This window comes from Citrobacter europaeus (assembly GCA_020099315.1).
GTDB classification, from domain to species: domain Bacteria; phylum Pseudomonadota; class Gammaproteobacteria; order Enterobacterales; family Enterobacteriaceae; genus Citrobacter; species Citrobacter europaeus.
This window is the reverse complement of the sequence record CP083650.1, coordinates 1,567,149-1,585,702: the sequence shown is the minus strand read 5'-3', so window position 1 is coordinate 1,585,702 and position 18,554 is coordinate 1,567,149. Positions and strand designations below refer to the sequence as shown.

The following is an 18,554-nucleotide window of genomic DNA, read 5'->3' as shown; positions in this document are numbered from 1 at the left end:
GTGGCACAAAGATCACCCCGCCAGCCAGCGCAGCAGAGTGTCACGGGTGATGGTTTCCACCTCATCATTCACGCCCAAAAGGCGGCGCTCTGCGTAGCGGACCTCCGGGCCTTTTCGGCTGACGCGATCCCGCAGGCCGTAATGGTGAACACGGGCAATGCGCTGCACCTTGCCATCAAACTGCACGCTGGCGGAGTCCGCACTGGCGGCTGTTTTCAGGTATTTTGTGGTACGAAGCTTTGCAAACATCTGGCGTTTGATGCGCCCCTTCTTGCTGCGGGCTGTCACCCGGCGCGGCTCATAACCGCTGCCGTCAGGATTACGCTGCAGCCTGATGTTCTGCTGCTGTGTCCGGCGCAGCTGTTGCGCCAGTTGCCGCATCATACGGCTGCGCGCGGCAGGCTCCAGATTCGCCAGTAGCGCCGTCAGCCAGTCATCCACCCTCTGCAGTTCATCCACGTCTCACCGTCCACATTTCTTCAGGTTCGTCCGGCTCCGGCACCGCTTCAACGCTTGACACGCTACCGTCAGTGCTAACCAGCACGCGCTCCGTCAGTTGCAGGTTCAGGCTGATATCGCACACATCGTTGCGCAGAATATCCACTTCAAAGGTGAACAGTTTTTCGCGCAGCTCCGGGTTATTGATAGCATCCGGCTGGTTGTCACTTAGCCACAGCAGCACAGGAGCCATCAGCAGATTCTGGTCGCCGCTGAAATCCTCGATCACCACGTTCAGGGTGTAGCGGTATTCCCATGACATGGAGCTGGCACCGGTTGCCACCAGTGAGCCGTTATCAACGAAAAGGTGCAGCTTGTCCGGGTTGTCGCGGACATAAGCAACCGCTTTATTCAGGGCGCTGCGTAAGGACTGCGGTTTGTTCACTGTCTCGCTCCTGACACGCAATAATCGTGTCCACTTTGTCAGCACAGACCGCCCAGGCGGCCTCGGTTTCATCCAGCACAGCGTTCAGATCGCCGTTACTGCGCGGCGCTGACCTTTCCAGACGGCACTGCGTCACTCTGGGACAGCCACTCACGGTAAGCTGCACCTCCGGCGAGGGCCGGACGCTCCCGCAGCCGGATAATGTCAGCAGGCAAAGGAGTATCAGCCCAGCGGCGCAAATCCTCATTTTCACGTTTCAGTTCCTCGATCCGGTGCTGGCGGCTGCGCAGAAGTGTGGTAGTTTGTTCAGCTGCCGCATAAAGCCGCGCCTGCTCCCGGCTGTTGGTTTCGGTCAGAATGGACAGACCGATCAGTTGGCTGTTTTTCTTCGTCAGTTCCTGCGTTTTGCTTTTCAGCGACGCGCCCTGCATTTCGATGGTGTGGCTGGCATTGTTAAGCCGCCACGACTGCCAGCCCAGCGCCACAAGAACCAGCGCCAGCCCTAACATCAGTGCGCGATTCATTCCCGCAATGCCTTTAGTTCATTCTTGATTGCTAAGCCAATGGCAACGGTAGATACATAAACCAGCCCCGTCAGTTTCCACCCGGCAAGCAACATCACAAAGGCAACAGCCAGACGCAGATACCAGGTGAGAGTGATTGCGTCCATCATCCTTAATACCCTGCCCAGCAGGAATCGGACCTTTAGCCGGTCATTACCTGTCAGAGTGCAGGAGTACAAACCAGCAAAACAGACAAGTGAAAATGCGGCATACTCAAACCACATGATCAACGCCAGCGGGAAAAGCGCATGGGAGGCAGGAAAAAGCACATCAACCATCACAAGAAGCGCCAGAACCGAAAGCGGCAGCCAGTAACTTTTTAACCATTTCATTTCAGGACGCTCCTTTTAAGCACCAGGCCATTTCCCGCGCGCGGCGGTTCTCCAGACCTTTATTTTTCACACCGTTAACGTAAATCCAGCGCGGTAGCTGGTTGCATGCCTGCCACCACTGCTGGCGATTGATATATGACACCATGGTTGACCTGCAGATCGCGCCGGTCCCCACATTGAAACCAATACTCACCAGCGCATCGTAGACATGCTGCGGGGGCTTAACCGTCAGGCAGGCATCCAGCCTTTTTTCAGTCAACAGCACATTGTTTATTAACCCCTGCGCCGCCTGCCGCTCCGTGATGGTTTTCCCCGGCACCACACCGGAAGTATTGCCGATCCCGTCAGTCCACACGCCCGCACTGCACTGATAAGGCTGCAGGCGGCATCCCTCGTAATCGGCAATCAGTTTCAGCCCCTCGACGGAGGTATGAAGCGACTGGAAACCGGGCAGCGTGGCGGCGATAGCCAGCACCGCCCCGACAAGGCAGCGCTTAACGATTGAAGGATTCATATTCCCCCCGCGAAATTTTGCCGCCACGTAACAATTTGAAAGACTGGTGTTTGTAGTACCAGTTGATAGCCAGCATCAGCACACCAATCAGTACGCCGCCAACCGTTGACGCATCCTTGAGCGACAGATCGCCCAGCCATGCCAGCAGCACGGCGATGCAGTAAGTGATAAAGGCGCTGATTCGTTCAAGCGTCATAATTCAGTCCCATAGCTGGACGGTCTGCGCCGTGGTTGACGCCGTAATGTCCGGCAGCTCCACCTGCAGCCCGTGCGGTAAAAATGGGCCGTACTCAGCCAGCCCCGGATTTGCCTGCAGAACCTGCTCAGTGACACCCTGCGTGCGCCCGTAATGACGCCAGCAAAGCGCGTCCACCGTGTCATACTGATGCGCACGCACTTTCATCAGATAAGCTCCACCGTACAGTGCGGTGCATCCTGCACCCGGCTGATAGCCCATCGGGCATCACGCCACAGATCGCCGCTGGCCTCCGCCAGCTCCTCCCCGCGCTTCACGCCTGACGCCGTGGCGTCATAGTCCTGATAACGCTCATTGAGCACGGCGCGCGCCCAGCAAAAAACGGCGTTGTGGTAGTGCTGGATACGTTCGCTTTTGCCGTCCAGCATTTCTGCAGGAACCTCAGCCAGTGCCCGGTAGCCCAGCAACTGCTGGCGGTTGCGGAAGTCGTACAGCTCAGCGTTAACCTCAGAAATAGCCGTCAGCACAACCTGCTTTAAACGCGGCTGCGTCACTGTGCCGTCAGTTCGCATCACACTGCGAAATTCCGACAGGTCCACATCAGGCCAGAACGGCGTATTTTTGATGACCTCCGCCTGTTCCGGTGCCTGTTCGGGCGCAACAAACTTCATGCGGCTTTCTCCTGAATAAGTGGGCGGTGGACGGAATTTTGATGTGGCAGTGCCTTTCGCCATCCCGTGCCGCCCGTGCGCGGGGCACGTTCTTTAGCGGCTGTCATTGCGCAGTCTGCGCTCCATCTGCTGCTTTTCTTTTTTCACACCGCAGCGGGGATCAAGCTGCAGCGCATGAGTAAGGTGATTCAGGGCAGACGCCGGGTTGCTTTCGCTCAGTACAGCGCCGATGGCTTTATGCAGGCGCGCCCGCGACTGGTCCGGCATATCCAGATCGGTTGTCAGGTCCAGCGTCTGCAGAAGCAGATCGGCATCAAAACCGGCAGCAGCAAGCAGAGCGCTTTGCGCCGCGTCTGCCATTTCTTCTGCCAGCACGGTCTGCACGTTACGGTTGCCCAGCGGCATCACCCAGCCATGGCGCAGCGCATGGCGCCCGATTTCGAGCGCACCGGCATAATCACCGGCGTCGATACGCCACAGCATCACGTACATCAGCACGTCATCCTGCTGCGCACCTCCGGCAGCCAGCACGCCCTCCGCCCAGGCGGAATATTTCGGCAGCAGCTCCACCTTGATTTCCGCCTTTTTCACCGTGGACTGGACGCCCTTGAGGCGGCGGCGGTCTTCTGCCAGCTGCAGCAGCATCAGGTCATAGCCCGACGCATGGCGAACACTGCCGCCCTCACGGGCGGCCTGTTCAGCCTGAATGCGCAGGCGGTGCTGCCGTGCGGGACTCAGGCTCATGCGTTATTCCCCACTTTCCGGTGCGGCAGGCGCGCTGAAATCACCGATTTCGATGTTTTCTACCAGCGCCGCGCAGCGGTAGTCCTCGACCACATACGCCTCGTTGACGGATTCAAAGTTTTCAATCCGGTCGCGTTTCGGGTTGTCGATAACTGAACGGCGGCGGGTGTCTTCCTGCCAGTAGATGGACAGGTTATCCAGACGGGTGATCAGCAGGGCATTTGCCGGGAAGAAAGGCGCGCGCACAGCCTGCAGGCCGCCCATGCGTTTCTGGCTGATGATCAGATCGGCGGCGATTTTCTCGCTGTTGTCCTGCTCTTTGTTGACCAGCGGGAAATACTTGTCAGACAGCAGTTCACGTCCGCAGACAACAACCAGCTCGTCATCATCCTGATACTCCACATCGATCAGCTCGTTGACGGTATCCATCACCACCGCGTCAAGATTTACATACTTACCACCCGGACCTACTTTTACTGGTTCTGCAGTAGTGGTGCCGTCTTCTGCGGTTTTGCTGCCCATGACGTGATCCGGCGCGTCTTCGCGGATTTTCTGCAACCAGCCTTTATTGACGTCCTGCAGCAGCGGGTTTTCAGCACGGTTGGAGGTTTTGGCGCGCTTCACGCCGTTAAAGCCGATCATGATGCGGTCCAGCGCCTGACGCTTGACGATGGCGTTGCGAATACGCACCTGGAAGTCCTGGAATTTCGCCCACATGTCCAGTTTTGCGTAGGTCAGCACCGTATCAAAGTTGGTCTGCTCGCATTTGTATTCCACGTCTTCCATCAGCGTCGGATCGGTAGGCTCGCGCTCTTTGGTGGTGGTATCGGTGGTTCCGGCAATGGTGCTGCCAACGCCCAGCCCCAGCAACTGACCGGACTGCTCAGTGACCGGCGTGATGTTAATCAGCGTCAGGAAAGCGGCGGACTGCTGGATCTGGTCTTCCAGCGTCTGCTGCACGGACGGCTCTACGGTGAACTTACTGGAGAGTTCTTCAATCTCCACACCGTTCAGGCGCGCCAGCTGCTGCAGGTAAGCGTTAAAGGCAAAGCGGGTTTTCTTTTTCATCGGGTTTTATGCTCCATCAGCAATTGGTCAGGGTGCCTGCCGGTGCGTCACCGCCCGGCGCGCGCTGGCGGTAGTCTTTACGGCTGTCTTCGCTGCTCAGCTTCTGCTCAAGCTCGGCAAAGGCGGCCTGCTGCTCCTGCAGGGAGGACTCCAGCTCAGAAAGGCGCTTGTCCTGTTCGGACAGGGATTTATCAGTGCGCTCGCTCAGGTTCTGCTGCTCGGTGGCGACCAGTTCCACGGCTTTATGCACGTCGGAGAAACGCGCCTCATCGGTCTGCTCTTTTTTGGTGAACAGCGCGGTGACGCGGGCAAAGAGGGACGGCTTTTCGTCCTGGGCTTCTTCCAGTTCGATCAGCGTTTCAACCGCTTCCGAAAACAGGTTTTCAGGGTTCTGCTTACGGTTCGCCAGCGGGTTATGTGCTGCACTGGCGCTGAAAGCCAGCATTTCGGTGCCCAGGCTCGCAGGATCGTCCGTCGCACCCAGCCCCACAAGATAGGCTTTGCCGGTGTCGGCAAACTTCGTGCTGACCTCCATGGAGGTAAACAGCTTCTGGCCTTTCTTCACCAGTTCCACTAGGGCGTCCGTGGGTTCGATATCGGCATAAAGCGCCATCTTGCCCGCCAGCGGGCCGTCCTGGATTTCTTCTGCAACCAGCCCCGTCACCCTGCCGTAGCGGTTAAAGGTGCTGTCCGGCAGATAAGACTTGATGTGCTCAAGGTTAATCAGCGCGGTATAGACCGTCGGGTTGTAGCTGGCAGCCATCTGTACCAGCCATTCACGCTGGATCTCGCGCCCGTCAGTGGTGGCACCTTCCACCCCGATACGGAAACGCTTTGCTTTCACTGTCATGAGCCGTGCTCCGTTAGAAATAACTTACTGGAGCCTTATGTTTGCGGTGATGGGGGGAGTGAGACAACGCGCTGTATTTGTACGGTAAACCACACAAACCGCAGCCGGGGAAAGCCTCCATCCAAGGCCGTATGTTTGGGCCATGAACACGACACTGACCCCCGCAGACCTCGATCCCCGTCGGCAGGCCATGCTGCTGTACTTTCAGGGATACCGCGTAGCCCGCATTGCTGAAATGCTGGGCGAGAAAGTTGCAACCGTTCACAGCTGGAAGAAGCGCGACAAGTGGGGCGACTATGGGCCGCTGGATCAGATGCAGCTCACCACCGCCGCACGTTACTGCCAGCTCATTATGAAGGAGCAGAAAGAAGGGAAAGACTTCAAGGAAATTGACCTGCTGGCGCGCCAGTCAGAGCGCCACGCCCGGATCGGTAAATTTAACGATGGCGGCAACGAAGCTGATTTAAACCCGAAAGTTGCCAACCGTAACAAAGGCCCACGCCGTCAGCCTGAAAAGAACGTTTTCACCGACGAACAGATCGACAAGCTGGAAGAAGTCTTCCACGCCTCTATGTTCGACTATCAGCGTCACTGGTTTGAAGCCGGGAAAACAAACCGCATCCGTAATCTTCTCAAGTCGCGCCAGATTGGCGCCACGTTTTATTTTGCCCGTGAAGCATTGATTGACGCCCTGCTGACCGGGCGCAACCAAATTTTTCTTTCTGCCAGTAAGGCACAGGCGCACGTTTTTAAGCAGTACATCATCGACTTTGCCAAAGAAGTTGAGGTGGAGCTGAAAGGCGATCCCATGGTGTTGCCCAATGGCGCAGCCTTGTACTTTCTCGGCACCAACGCCCGAACGGCGCAGAGCTACCACGGCAACCTGTATCTGGATGAATATTTCTGGATACCGAAATTCCAGGAGCTGCGCAAGGTTGCCTCCGGTATGGCCATTCACAAGAAATGGCGACAAACCTACTTCTCCACGCCGTCCAGCCTGACCCACAGTGCCTATCCGTTCTGGTCCGGCGCGCTGTTTAACCGGGGCCGTGCCAAAGCGGACAAAGTGGATATTGACCTGACCCACAGCAACCTTGCGCGCGGCCTGCTCTGCCCTGACGGACAGTACCGCCAGATCGTCACCGTGGAGGATGCGGTGCGCGGCGGCTGTAACCTGTTCGACCTCGACCAGCTGCGCATGGAGTACAGCCCGGACGAATACCAGAACCTGCTGATGTGCGAATTTATTGACGATCTGGCGTCAGTATTCCCGCTCAGCGAACTGCAGGCGTGCATGGTGGACAGCTGGGAAGTCTGGACCGATTTTCAGGCTCTGGCGCTGCGCCCGTTTGGCTGGCGCGAAGTCTGGATCGGATACGACCCGGCGAAAGGCACGCAGAACGGTGACAGCGCCGGGTGCGTGGTGGTGGCACCGCCAACCGTGCCGGGCGGCAAGTTCCGCATTCTGGAGCGACACCAGTGGCGCGGGATGGACTTCCGCGCCCAGGCTGACGCCATTAAAAAACTGACGCAGCAGTACAACGTGACCTATATCGGCATCGACTCGACCGGCGTCGGTCACGGTGTCTACGAGAACGTGAAAGCGTTCTTTCCTGCCGTGCGGGAGTTTGTCTACAACCCCAACGTCAAAAACGCCCTGGTGCTCAAGGCCTACGACATCATCAGCCACCGCCGTCTGGAGTTTGATGCCGGACACACTGACATTGCGCAGTCCTTTATGGCTATCCGCCGGGCCACCACCGCCAGCGGCAACCGCCCTACCTACGAAGCCAGCCGCAGCGAAGAAGCCAGCCACGCAGATTTGGCCTGGGCAACGATGCACGCACTGTTTAACGAACCGCTGCAGGGCGAATCCGCCAATACCAGCAATATTGTGGAGATTTTTTGATGAGTGAACCCGAAGCCTTAACCAGCTCAACGCCAACAGAAGCTACGGCGCCTAAAAACGCAGGCGTAACTGCCGAGGCTTTCAGCTTTGGCGATCCAATCCCGGTGCTGGACCGCCGCGAGCTGCTGGATTATGTGGAATGCGTACAGATGGACAGATGGTATGAGCCGCCAGTAAGCTTTGACGGGCTGGCGCGAACCTACCGCGCCGCTGTGCATCACAGCTCACCGATAGCGGTTAAACGTGACATTCTCAGCAGTACGTACATCCCGCACCGCCTGCTCAGCCAGCAGGCTTTTGCCCGTTTCGTCCAGGATTATCTGGTGTTCGGTAACGCCTATCTGGAAAAGCGCACCAACCGGCTCGGCGGCGTTCTCTCACTGGAGCCAGCACTGGCGAAGTACACACGCCGTGGCGTGGACCTCGACACCTACTGGTTTGTGCAGTACGGCCTGACCACGCAGCCCTATGAATTTACACAGGGCAACATTTTTCACCTGATGGAGCCGGATATTAACCAGGAGATTTACGGGCTGCCCGGCTATCTCTCCGCCATTCCGTCAACCTTGCTCAACGAGTCCGCCACGCTGTTCCGCCGGAAGTATTACATCAACGGCAGCCACGCGGGTTTCATCATGTACATGACCGACGCTGCACAGAACCAGGAGGATGTGAACAATATCCGCCAGGCAATGAAAAGCGCCAAAGGACCGGGTAACTTCCGCAACCTGTTTATGTATTCACCCAACGGTAAAAAGGACGGCATCCAGATCATCCCGTTATCGGAGGTTGCTGCAAAGGATGAGTTTCTGAACATCAAGAATGTGAGCCGTGATGACATGATGGCAGCACACCGCGTACCGCCGCAGATGATGGGCATAATGCCAAGTAATGTTGGCGGATTTGGTGATGTAGAAAAAGCAAGCAAAGTCTTTGTTAGAAATGAGTTAATACCTTTACAAAAAAAAATACTTGAACTGAACACCTGGTTAGACGATGAAATAATTAAATTTAATGAGTATGTTCTCTGATGTAAAAGGGGGCTAAGCCCCCTTTCCCTATTCATTTCCTGGTTTAGTAGAGGTTTCATTTACAGGCTGAGGAACATCCTTATTTACTTTGTGCACATGTTCTACTTTATTTTTTCTAGAAAGGCCAACGCCTTCTAAAATCGAGTCAACTTTATCACCACCATTTGCTAAGAATATCTTAAAATTCTCGGATGATAGCATTTCCATTATTGGTGACGAATGAGTGGCTTCTTCAACAAATCTTAATGGCGGTTCTTCCAGTCGAGTCAGTGCATTACCAAATAACCTTTGGGTAAAATCGCTATCAAGCTGAACCGCTTCTCTTCTATACCCTTCATAAGCCTTGGATACAGATGCTTTGAATTCATAATCCTCAGCCAATCTAAACCGCTGACCAATTTGTTTCGTTGCTAACCACGCAAACCATAATGGTGCCCCAACACTCAAAATTGAGAGTAAGAGTTGAATAGTTAACTTTATACCTGATGAATCAGGATTTGACAGGTATGCTTCAAGAGCATGTAAACGCGTATAGCCCACAGCGGCACCGGCAACCAATGCTCCTACCAGCCCACCTACCCACCATCGTATACTCCGGTTTAATTTTTCTGCTTTATCTTGAAATGCCCCAGCTAAGCCTTTTGAAGTTGTAGTCCTAAATGCCTCTTCGCATTTATTTATATAACCCTGGGCCTCTTCACGCAAAGAGTACAAATAATCTTTAGCATCACCAGCTGCGTTTTCTTTTAATGCCAAAACTTCCTGTCTTGCCTCTTCTACAACTTTGAAACTTTCCTCAGTTTCTTTAAGCATTCCATTAATATTCTTACAATATTCGACAGCGCTATTGTGAACCTCTTTGACTTCATCATTTGTTTCACGAAGCATTTTTACTGTTGTCGGCAAATTCTCCGCAGCATCGTATGCCTCATTTATAGTCTTAATCTTCTCTTCTATATTGCCAGTTTTCATTTCTATTGCAGATATTCCGGAATTATATAATTCTAATCTGCGCAATATTTGTTTCGGCAATAAATTTCTATCTTTAAGTCGTTCAAATGAAAAAAGCTCATTAAGTCTCTGAGAGATATACAACATTGAAATAACATAAGATGGAATTGCTGTCTGCAGAACTGGTGGATTGCCATGATTTATATGATCAATATTCGGTTGAGCATGATCAAGAGTGTAAATGAGTGCATCAATAACTTCTATATCATCTGAAGACGGCACAAACTCCTGCATCTGATTAATTTTATCAGATAACATTTTAGGCAGCTCTATAAGGTCCTCTTTATGCATAAAAGGAAAAGTGTATGGCCCAAGTTCTATAAAATTTTCTATCGGGAAGACAAGGCCATTAAGTGTTGTATGCAAGTTATCTAGCTTTTCTTTTAATTCGATTAGTTTTTCGTTCATTCAAAAAATCCTTTATGACGATATAGAACTTCCAGAGTAATCTGATAAAGATATCATAAGACCAAATTTTTGGTATAACTACCCGTTCCGCGCGCTCGTATCCCCGCCACGCCTGCCCGCTTTGTGTAGTGGTTTTCATGCACCTGCATGACATAAGCAAAAGCCCGCCAGTTCTGGCGGGCCTGAGCAAAAACGATCCTCAAACGATCATGCGATTTCATGCGGCATAGACATGCACAACAGCACTAACGCCTCGCGTGGCTCGTTGTTCAACCTTGCGGACGGTAAAAACCAGTTTTATCGTCCGCAACGTTCGCTAATGTAACCAGCTGTCGTCCTCCCAGACCTGCTGCATTATTTCCATCACTCGCTTTTTATCTTCATCCAGTTTTAACCCGCTCAGCTCAACGCCGTTGGCACTGCCCTTACGGATACGAATTGCTGTTTTGGGATACAGAGGGCGCAAATTACGGTAAAGCTCGGATTCAAGGGCGTCCAGTGTAGCCTGGCTAATCTTCTGCTCTTTATCGATCATTATTTCAATGCGCATACAGATTTCCCTTAACTGGTTACGTCCATTGACCGGCAGTATTCATGGCTGCGGATTTTCGCCATCAGCTCGTCGGTCAATTCAGACACCCACTGGATAGCCAGCCGCTTTTCTTCGTCGCTGCACTCACTAGCCGCTACAAGCTTAATAAAAAAATCAATGCGCTGGAGCTTCAACGACTCCAAAAGATAGTCCTGCATCTTCCCTCCTATCACGACCCCGGACATGCGTTAACTGTATGCATATCCACTGTTTATATATACAGTATACCCCTGATATCCAAAAGTAAAATATTTTTTATCCGTCAATGAGAACGTTCTTACGAGGGTCGTTAAGAGCATGAATTGTTAAAACCTTACCGTCAGTACCACTGGCGCCATTTGTCATCTTCCTGCAGTCGATGGTTGCGGTAAAAAATCCGTAGCCCGGCACCTGACGGAATGCTGCCACCACGCAGAAGCAAATCAATCTCAGATGCACTACCTTCAAACCCTCTGGCAGTCAGTTCTGCCTCAAGCTGCAGGCGCTGCTGCTCCGAAATACTCTGTTTGAATGCTTTTTTCCGCTTCGGTTTTACCAGTCTTAACCTGGCTGTCAGCTCCCGGCGTTCCTTCTGGCCCATATTGTGGAGGTAATCGTGCAGTTCCTGCTCATTCATGGTTTTAATATCGGGCAAATCACCCCCTGATTTGTTCAGATTTTCAACAGGGGGACAGTTATTGCCACGAGTCCAAGGGGCGCAAGCGCCCTGGTCGGCTGCCGCCTCCTGAACGTCAACGGCCTTACGAACCTTTTTCCACTTGACCGCGTGCGTGCAAATCTTGCCCTCTGCAATCGGGGACCAGATGCCATAGATACGGATACCGTGATCGCCGTAGGCGCTCGGTTCGTCGTTAAGTTCATATGCCGTGCGGACAAGGTGATGTTTACGGGGAACCAGCACACCGCCCTGCTTCATGATGTAGGTGGCAAAGCAGCCCGCATCAGCCGCCGCCAGTACCGCATCCAGACGTGGATTATCCAGTACCGGCGCACCTGCTTTGCGTTCGCCCTGCACTCTCGCCGCCTGACCAGCCAGCAGGCGCAGCTCGCGGTATGCCTGACGCCCCGGAATACCAAAGAAACGAAATTGCTGGACACGGTGCAGTGACGCCCAGGCGCTGACATGCTCGGCGCTGTCACGCAGTGATCTGCCGGTTTCTTTGCTGATTTCTTTAGCCAGCCCGCGCCCGTCGATGTTCTTACTGATGTATTTGGCGATGTAGCTTGTCGGTGTGCCCTTGCGCGGGTTGATTAGCTCGGACTTGAAGCGCGGTCCGGTATTGGTGCCCAGCTCCTCGCGGTCTTCACGGATGGCAAACTTACGCAGCAGCGCGGTGATGGAACGACGGTCTTTTTTGCGCATAAAGCACAGAAGATGCCAGTGCACAGTGCCGTCATGGTGCGGCTCTGCAACGCGGACGCCGTACCAGCGCAGCCCGGCTTTGTGCATGGCCTTGCGGAAAGCGGCGAATGTATCAACCAGATAGTCACTGCTCTGCCGGACCGTGGCGCTGGTCCATTTCGGATTAGGTCTGCCGTTGTTGAGGGTTGCGTGGAAGCGTGACGGGCAGGTGATGGTATAGAACACGGCGCAGTCTCCGCGCATTTCCGCGATCAGCTCCAGCCCTTTAACACAGGCCATCATTTCATTACGGCGGTGCGCCGGGTTGCTGTTGCTGGCGTTCACCACATCTTCCATATCCAGCGTGTCACCGTATTCGTTGACCAGCTCATGCGAGCGGAAGAACTCCAGCGATTTGCGGCGCTGCTCGCGTTTGTGGATCACGGCTTCATAGCTGACATACGGGGACGCTTTCTTGTTGACCAGGCAGACGGCGCGCAGCTGCTCCTCCCGCCACTCGCAGCGCATCTGCCACAATTTGCGATACCACCAGTCCGCGCACAGCATGCGCGCCAGCGACGGTGGGATCAGTTCATAAGGCACCGGCTTGCGGCGGCGCTTTTTGCGGCGCAACTGCTCAAAGGCAGGCGGGATGACCTCAAGGCGCATGGCTTCTGCAGCAACCCTTTCCCATGCCTGGCGGATTTCTTCTGGTTTAACATCGTCACTGACAAACAGATCACCGCAGGCCGCATCAAGACACATGCTCATATGTGCCGCAACCAGCGTGGAAAGGCGCTTGACCTGCTCCTGATTCATTTCAGGCAGTACCAGCAGCCCCTCCAGCCCGTCCTGGCTCGCCATGAACCGGAAAGACGCAGACACCTGGCTGTCACGCACGCGCTCCAGCCGCTCCAGACAAGGCCTGATTGTTTCGCGCAGATAGCGGGAATAAGCTTTAGCCCTGCCCAGGCTATGGAAGTATTTAATCCGCTCCAGCAAAGGCTTGCTAATATGGGCAGGCATGGCGCTAACATCGGCAATAATCACCAAATCGGGATTAACGCGCTGCTGTTCGCGGGCCATTTTGACATGGCTAATCAGCCGATCCTGCTCCATTTCACGCTGGACAGGATCGCGGGATTCATTGAAGAAATAACGTTCCCAAACCTTATCACTCAGCGCCTCACGGCGCAGATGCTCCTGCTCGTTATCCGCAGCGTACAGAGCGATGAGGTTTGAAAGCGCAGACTCCGGCGCAACTTCCGCCGGTTCCAGATACGGGTTAACCGCTCTTTTTGGGGTATTCCATGGAAAGGCCACGGCGGCCTCATTCGAGCCGCCGGTGGTTTGTGCATGATGTAATGTGAATTTACTCACTGCCACGCCCGCACCTCAGTTTCCACCGAGACATCAGGACCAGAGGCCAAATCAACACCAAACCAACATGCTGATTTTGTGGCGATAATTTCTACTGCAGTTTTACCATCACCGGCTGACACGCCCATGCTACGCTTAGCGGTTATACGATGGTGGGTAAAATCACGATAAAGCGAACGGATCAGAGACGTATCGCTGTTGGACACGATAACCGTATGGCCTTCTGATGACCGGCGTTCAAGAATAGACGCCAGATGGTACTGATCATCCTCTGTAAAACCAGCGGTGTGATATCCGTTAAACGTGCCGTCATATGGCGGATCACAATAAACCACATCACCCGTCTGCAGCAGTGCCAGCGTTTCGTCATAACTGGCGCAGATAAACGTCGCGCGTTTTGCTTTTTCTGCAAATGCACGTATTTCGTTTTCAGGGAAGTACGGTTTTTTATAATTACCGTAAGGAACATTAAAATAACCTTTCAAGTTATAGCGACACAGTCCGCGATAACCATAGCGATTTAAATATAAGAAATACAATGCGCGTTCAATTGCGCCACCATGGCGCAAGTTAAACTCCTGTCTCGTCTTATAATATGTCTCTGAATCATTACGGGCTTCAAAAAGATATCGGCCCTCTTTGATGAAGTATTCAACATCATTCTTAATCACCTGATAAAGATTAATCAGGTCTGGATTAATATCCGCGACAAGATAATGAGGATAGTCTGTCGCCATCATCACAGCACAGGAACCCGCGAAAGGTTCAACCAGTCGCGGGCCCGCAGGAAGGTGTTTAATCAGTTCCGGCATTATTGCGGTTTTATTTCCCGCCCATTTCAGGATGGTGCTCATACAGCACCCCCTATGTAATGTTTGCCTTTCAGCTCTGCAATTTCCTGACAGGTGACGCAGCACTGCACACCCGGAATGGCGCGGCGGCGTGCTGGCGGGATCGGTGCATCGCAATCAATGCAAAGCACACGTGAAACGCCCGGCGTTCTGTTGCGGGCGGTGTGGATATGGCGCTGGCGTTCTTCTTCAACGCGCTGCTGTACAAGGTCCATTGAATCAGCCATCAGTGGATCTCCTGCGCTTCGTTCTGAATGTTTTCAGCTGCAACGCGCAGCAGCTCTGCCGCCTCAACGTGGTTAAGCTGGCTGGATGTGATACGGCAAGCCAGGCTATCAAGACGGGCAGCCATTGCCGCAGCACGTGCCCGGCGTTCTTCCATGCGTGCATCAGTCAGCATCTGGTTAAGGCCAGCATCATCTGGTCCTGTTTTGGTGATACGGGTTTCAATATTTCGCATTGTTGTTTCTCCTGAATTTGGGCAATAAGAAGCCCGGCGGGTTTACGCCTTTAATTTCGGTTGTGAATTAATTCGGCATGGCTAGCCGATTTGGAAATAAACTCACCACTGTACGGAAATGGTTCATTGCTTTAATCAGCTCCCGCTTTTCGTCAGTCGTCAGCTCACTAACATTGACGCTATGACGTTCCGCCGGAATCTTTGCCATAAAGAATATTGCAGCTAATGCGCGTTTATTCTGCTCATGGTTAATATCCCGTTGGTCCCGCATATCGCTAATAAAGCGCTCCAGTTCTGAATCAATATTTAAGCCAAACACTTTCGCCCTTAATTCCGCGATGTGGTTTAACCCATTAAGGCGGAGGCCAGCACTTAGCGGAACAGTCGCAGCATCGCCTTCAATAGCCATGGTTTCCCCTGCTTTTTAGTAGACAGTTCAGCCAGCAGCGCATCCTGAGAGCGGCACGGGTGCCAGCGCTTGCCACCCTTCCCCATTATCCAGCCATGACCGCAGTGCATTGCAGGACTTTGCTTAACGAGAAGTGATGCAAAAGAGGGTTCTTTAGTCAGCATAACCACCTCAGATCAGACCGAACGAAGCACCGAGGCCCGTTACGGTATCTACTGCACTTGCCATCGCCGGATTCGCCTGCAAACGCGCGTGCAATGAAACTGCAGTGAGGGCCATAAGGCGTGTAACAGCGTTGATGCTGTTGATAACATCGCGGCGACCTGCACTGGTTTTCACATCACCGGATACTGCGCCTGCAGCTACACGCCCAATCTCCGCAGTTGCACTCATGACGTAATGTGGCAGGTTCTCTTTTGCCACTTCATTCAATGGTACGCACGGCAGGCAATGGATTTGAGCCAGAAAACCGTCAACCAGCGTTGAGTCTTCTGTGATATCAGTCAGCAGCCAGATCTCCGGCGGCGTAAGTTGATGCGGTTGCTCCGGGTTTAGCTTGTTGCGCAGCGTCTGGACATTCATGCCAGCGCGTTCTGCCAACTTCGCCATGTTATGACGTAAGGCAAAGGCACGGCAGGCATCATCGAAATGCGGGTGTTTGGAAACTCGATAGTCAAACATAGCAAGAAACTCCGATGTATCTCAAAATGGAACTAACTAATAGCGACATTGCAATCAGAAAGCGCATCAACCGTCAGCGCGACGATATTAATCATCACTTTCTCGCGCTTCTTGTCCTTACGCAGACGGTGGCGAGGCAAACGACCATCAGCGAGCATGTCGTTAATGGTGTCTACAGGCAGTCCTGTTAGCTCGCTATAGCGTTCAATTGTGACGTGCGGTGTATTCAGAGTGATTGAAATGTTAGGGGTCATGATGCAACATCTCCTATTGGCTTGTGGTGAGCCGGTAGTAATCGTGACAAGTCCCCAAATGGGAACGAAATTGATACTAGGATCGCATAAGAGATATGTCAACATCAAAGTACCCAAATGAGATCAAAATAAATCCCAATCAGGGTGGCAAGGCTGCGATTGAGCGATTGGTCGAGGCATATGGGTTTACGACACGGCAGGCCCTTGCAGACCACTTAGAAGTGTCAAAAAGCACTTTGGCTAATAGATACATGCGAGATACCTTTCCCGCAGATTGGATAATTCAGTGTGCCCTCGAAACAGGCACTTCACTCAATTGGTTAACCACCGGGCAAGGCCTTAAACTAAGTTCTCAAACAGCAACCACCGAAGAGCTCGTGAAGTTTCGTCTGGTTGCGGGAAAAATGGTTGAAGATGGCTCATATGTTTTTGACGCGTCATTTCTTCCTGCGAAGCTTTCTGCCCCGATTGTTGTTCTCGACGGACCTACTACATACATCTGTGAGCAAAAATTTACAGAAGTGCTTGATGGGCACTGGTTGATCAACATTGATGGAACTTATTCCATCAGACTCATCACCAGATTGCCTAAGGGCATGATTAAAATTTCCACTACAGATAATAGTTTTGAATGTGCTTTTGCAGATATAGAAGTGATCGCATATGTAAGAAGCACAACTGTTTCAAATTGATATGATAAAAGGATTTTGAAATGGATTTATTTATTATAGTAGTACTCTTATTAGCATTGCTCTCTCCCATTTTATCCGTTGTACTTTTCAAGAAAAGTAAAAAATATCGAGAGGAAATGAGTGTTTTAGCCTCCAGTAATAAAACTCTTGGAGGTGAATTAGGTGAAACACAGGAAAAATTAGCCCAGGCTATACGCGAACACGCAGAACTTGAAGGGAAAGCAGCTCCCTTATGGCAGTATCAAGAATTGCATAATGCAGTCCTAAATGCTGAGAAGAAGATAAAAACTGCTGACGCCATAGCCAAAGAAAAGATAGAAGAAGCTCAAAAAAAAGCTGCAAGAGCAGTGAACGAAGCCCACCACCAGGCTGAATTAACAATAAGCAATGCCAATAGCGAAGCTGTCGCTATCACCCAAGATGCTCGTGATGCCCGCTTGAAAGCCAAAGAACAACTCGATAACGCGAATAGTAAAGCGGATGAACTGATCTCTAATGCAAATGATAATGCGATGAAAATAATCGCAGATGCTGAGATACGTGCAAAAGAAATTGCGGGGTCCGCATATGAAGCAAAAGAGTTCGCAGAGACCTATCAGGCTGTAGCCAAGTCAATGAAAAATAAAATTGAAGGGTACGGTGATGAATGGATAGTTCCAAACCGAAGTGTTTTGGACGAACTGGCAGAGAATTATGAATTTACGGATGCCGGGAAAGAGCTGCAAAAAGCCAGGGAGTTAACCAAGTCTCTTATCAAAACAAGCAAAGCTGCAAGCTGTGAATATGTCGAACCGAACAGACGAAACACCGCAATCAATTTTGTACTAGATGCTTTTAACGGGAAGGTTGATAGCACCCTTTCGAAAATTAAGCATAACAATTACGGTAAACTATCCCAAGAAATAAAAGATGCATTTGAGCTTGTGAATTTTAACGGTTCAGCCTTTAGGTCCGCTAAGATCACCGATATTTACTTACAGGCTCGACTCAACGAGCTTAAATGGGGGGTTGCTGTAAATGAAATTATGCTCGAGGAAAAAGAAGAACAAAGACGAATCAAAGAGCAGTTACGTGAAGAAGAAAAAGCACGTCGCGAGTATGAAAAAGCGATAAAAGAAGCTGAAAAAGAAGAAAAAGCAATTCAACAGGCCATTGATAAAGCGACTAAAGAACTGATGCTTGCTGGCGAAGAACAACGTATAGCCCTCGAACAGAAACTGGCTGAGCTACAAATTAAATACGAAGAAGCTGAAGCAAAAAACCAAAGAGCTATCTCGATGGCGCAGCAAACACGCTCTGGTCACGTATATGTGATCAGTAACATAGGCTCCTTTGGAGAAAACGTTTATAAGATTGGGATGACGCGCAGACTTGAACCGCTCGATCGCGTCCGTGAGTTGGGTGATGCCAGCGTACCTTTCTCATTCGATGTGCATGCAATGATCTACAGTGATGATGCACCATCACTCGAAAATCATCTCCACAAAGTGTTTAACGATAAGCAAGTGAACAAAGTTAACTCACGCAAAGAGTTCTTCAATGTTGGTATAAAAGACATCAAATCTACGATTCAAGAAATGAGTATTGATGCGCATTGGACGATGTTTGCAGAGGCTAAAGAATATCGTGAGTCACTAGCCCTAACTGAAAAAATCCTTACTGATAAAATCCCCGAAGATGAACTGATCGTTGCTTAGCTAAGGAGAGTTTGTA

Annotated in this window: 27 protein-coding genes; 4 read left to right on the top strand and 23 right to left on the bottom strand. The window is 52.0% G+C overall.

Annotated features, from left to right (window positions below):
• Positions 1-12 precede the first annotated feature (12 nt).
• From LA337_07410 to LA337_07355, 12 genes are all read right to left on the bottom strand, one after another.
• Positions 13-459, bottom strand: a complete 447-nt coding sequence (locus LA337_07410) for a phage virion morphogenesis protein (GenBank protein UBI17513.1) — start codon at positions 457-459, stop codon at positions 13-15.
• On the bottom strand, positions 452-883 hold the full coding sequence (locus tag LA337_07405; protein UBI17512.1) for a phage tail protein: 432 nt from the start codon (positions 881-883) through the stop codon (positions 452-454). Before LA337_07405 ends, LA337_07410 begins: the two co-directional genes overlap by 8 nt.
• Complete coding sequence (lysC, locus tag LA337_07400; GenBank protein ID UBI18416.1) at positions 846-1,094, bottom strand: Rz1-like lysis system protein LysC; 249 nt, start codon at positions 1,092-1,094, stop codon at positions 846-848. The genes LA337_07405 and lysC overlap by 38 nt, the downstream gene beginning before the upstream one ends.
• The gene (gene lysB, locus LA337_07395; protein UBI17511.1) at positions 979-1,407 is read right to left on the bottom strand and encodes an Rz-like lysis system protein LysB; all 429 of its coding nucleotides are present in this window, start codon (positions 1,405-1,407) and stop codon (positions 979-981) included. The genes lysC and lysB overlap by 116 nt, the downstream gene beginning before the upstream one ends.
• On the bottom strand, positions 1,404-1,778 hold the full coding sequence (locus tag LA337_07390; GenBank protein ID UBI17510.1) for a DNZ54_00345 family protein: 375 nt from the start codon (positions 1,776-1,778) through the stop codon (positions 1,404-1,406). The genes lysB and LA337_07390 overlap by 4 nt, the downstream gene beginning before the upstream one ends.
• Position 1,779: 1 nt before the next feature.
• On the bottom strand, positions 1,780-2,292 hold the full coding sequence (locus tag LA337_07385) for a lysozyme (protein UBI17509.1): 513 nt from the start codon (positions 2,290-2,292) through the stop codon (positions 1,780-1,782).
• Entirely contained in the window at positions 2,273-2,488 is a 216-nt protein-coding gene (locus tag LA337_07380; GenBank protein ID UBI17508.1) for a phage holin family protein, read from the bottom strand. Before LA337_07380 ends, LA337_07385 begins: the two co-directional genes overlap by 20 nt.
• Positions 2,489-2,491: 3 nt before the next feature.
• Positions 2,492-2,695, bottom strand: a complete 204-nt coding sequence (locus LA337_07375) for a tail protein X (GenBank protein UBI17507.1) — start codon at positions 2,693-2,695, stop codon at positions 2,492-2,494.
• Entirely contained in the window at positions 2,695-3,159 is a 465-nt protein-coding gene (locus tag LA337_07370) for a head completion/stabilization protein (protein ID UBI17506.1), read from the bottom strand. Before LA337_07370 ends, LA337_07375 begins: the two co-directional genes overlap by 1 nt.
• A 93-nt stretch (positions 3,160-3,252) precedes the next feature.
• A complete protein-coding gene (locus tag LA337_07365) occupies positions 3,253-3,903 on the bottom strand; it encodes a hypothetical protein (protein UBI17505.1) in 651 nt (216 codons plus the stop codon).
• A 3-nt stretch (positions 3,904-3,906) separates the two neighbouring features.
• Positions 3,907-4,971, bottom strand: a complete 1,065-nt coding sequence (locus LA337_07360; GenBank protein ID UBI17504.1) for a phage major capsid protein, P2 family — start codon at positions 4,969-4,971, stop codon at positions 3,907-3,909.
• Between the two features lie 16 nt (positions 4,972-4,987).
• A complete protein-coding gene (locus LA337_07355) occupies positions 4,988-5,821 on the bottom strand; it encodes a GPO family capsid scaffolding protein (protein UBI17503.1) in 834 nt (277 codons plus the stop codon).
• A 142-nt stretch (positions 5,822-5,963) separates the two neighbouring features.
• On the opposite strand from LA337_07355, the gene LA337_07350 reads away from it, so the two are divergent.
• Together LA337_07350 and LA337_07345 are read left to right on the top strand one after the other, a co-directional pair.
• Entirely contained in the window at positions 5,964-7,730 is a 1,767-nt protein-coding gene (locus LA337_07350; GenBank protein UBI17502.1) for a terminase ATPase subunit family protein, read from the top strand.
• Positions 7,730-8,761 (top strand): phage portal protein, encoded by a 1,032-nt coding sequence (locus LA337_07345; GenBank protein ID UBI17501.1) that lies wholly within the window; start codon positions 7,730-7,732, stop codon positions 8,759-8,761. Before LA337_07350 ends, LA337_07345 begins: the two co-directional genes overlap by 1 nt.
• A 27-nt stretch (positions 8,762-8,788) precedes the next feature.
• Here LA337_07345 and LA337_07340 read toward each other — a convergent pair whose 3' ends face one another.
• The 11 genes from LA337_07340 to LA337_07290 form a co-directional block, all read right to left on the bottom strand.
• Complete coding sequence (locus LA337_07340; protein UBI17500.1) at positions 8,789-10,180, bottom strand: hypothetical protein; 1,392 nt, start codon at positions 10,178-10,180, stop codon at positions 8,789-8,791.
• Positions 10,181-10,496: 316 nt separating this feature from the next.
• Positions 10,497-10,730: a DinI family protein gene (locus tag LA337_07335; protein UBI17499.1), complete on the bottom strand. Its 234-nt coding sequence runs from the start codon at positions 10,728-10,730 to the stop codon at positions 10,497-10,499.
• 11 nt (positions 10,731-10,741) lie between these two features.
• A complete protein-coding gene (locus tag LA337_07330; GenBank protein ID UBI17498.1) occupies positions 10,742-10,930 on the bottom strand; it encodes a hypothetical protein in 189 nt (62 codons plus the stop codon).
• 161 nt (positions 10,931-11,091) lie between these two features.
• Positions 11,092-13,500: a replication endonuclease gene (locus LA337_07325; protein ID UBI17497.1), complete on the bottom strand. Its 2,409-nt coding sequence runs from the start codon at positions 13,498-13,500 to the stop codon at positions 11,092-11,094.
• Positions 13,491-14,348, bottom strand: coding sequence for a DNA adenine methylase (locus LA337_07320; protein ID UBI17496.1), 858 nt, complete (start codon positions 14,346-14,348; stop codon positions 13,491-13,493). Before LA337_07320 ends, LA337_07325 begins: the two co-directional genes overlap by 10 nt.
• Positions 14,345-14,572, bottom strand: coding sequence for a TraR/DksA family transcriptional regulator (locus LA337_07315; GenBank protein UBI17495.1), 228 nt, complete (start codon positions 14,570-14,572; stop codon positions 14,345-14,347). The genes LA337_07320 and LA337_07315 overlap by 4 nt, the downstream gene beginning before the upstream one ends.
• On the bottom strand, positions 14,572-14,805 hold the full coding sequence (locus LA337_07310) for a DUF2732 domain-containing protein (GenBank protein UBI17494.1): 234 nt from the start codon (positions 14,803-14,805) through the stop codon (positions 14,572-14,574). The genes LA337_07315 and LA337_07310 overlap by 1 nt, the downstream gene beginning before the upstream one ends.
• A gap of 67 nt (positions 14,806-14,872) precedes the next feature.
• Positions 14,873-15,214: a DUF5347 domain-containing protein gene (locus LA337_07305; protein ID UBI17493.1), complete on the bottom strand. Its 342-nt coding sequence runs from the start codon at positions 15,212-15,214 to the stop codon at positions 14,873-14,875.
• Complete coding sequence (locus LA337_07300) at positions 15,178-15,378, bottom strand: DUF2724 domain-containing protein (GenBank protein ID UBI17492.1); 201 nt, start codon at positions 15,376-15,378, stop codon at positions 15,178-15,180. The genes LA337_07305 and LA337_07300 overlap by 37 nt, the downstream gene beginning before the upstream one ends.
• A 7-nt stretch (positions 15,379-15,385) precedes the next feature.
• A complete protein-coding gene (locus tag LA337_07295) occupies positions 15,386-15,895 on the bottom strand; it encodes a phage regulatory CII family protein (GenBank protein UBI17491.1) in 510 nt (169 codons plus the stop codon).
• A 32-nt stretch (positions 15,896-15,927) separates the two neighbouring features.
• Positions 15,928-16,149 (bottom strand): regulator, encoded by a 222-nt coding sequence (locus LA337_07290; GenBank protein ID UBI17490.1) that lies wholly within the window; start codon positions 16,147-16,149, stop codon positions 15,928-15,930.
• A gap of 95 nt (positions 16,150-16,244) precedes the next feature.
• On the opposite strand from LA337_07290, the gene LA337_07285 reads away from it, so the two are divergent.
• On the top strand, positions 16,245-16,841 hold the full coding sequence (locus LA337_07285; protein ID UBI17489.1) for a helix-turn-helix domain-containing protein: 597 nt from the start codon (positions 16,245-16,247) through the stop codon (positions 16,839-16,841).
• A gap of 20 nt (positions 16,842-16,861) precedes the next feature.
• Entirely contained in the window at positions 16,862-18,538 is a 1,677-nt protein-coding gene (locus LA337_07280; GenBank protein ID UBI17488.1) for a DUF4041 domain-containing protein, read from the top strand.
• Positions 18,539-18,554 lie beyond the last annotated feature (16 nt).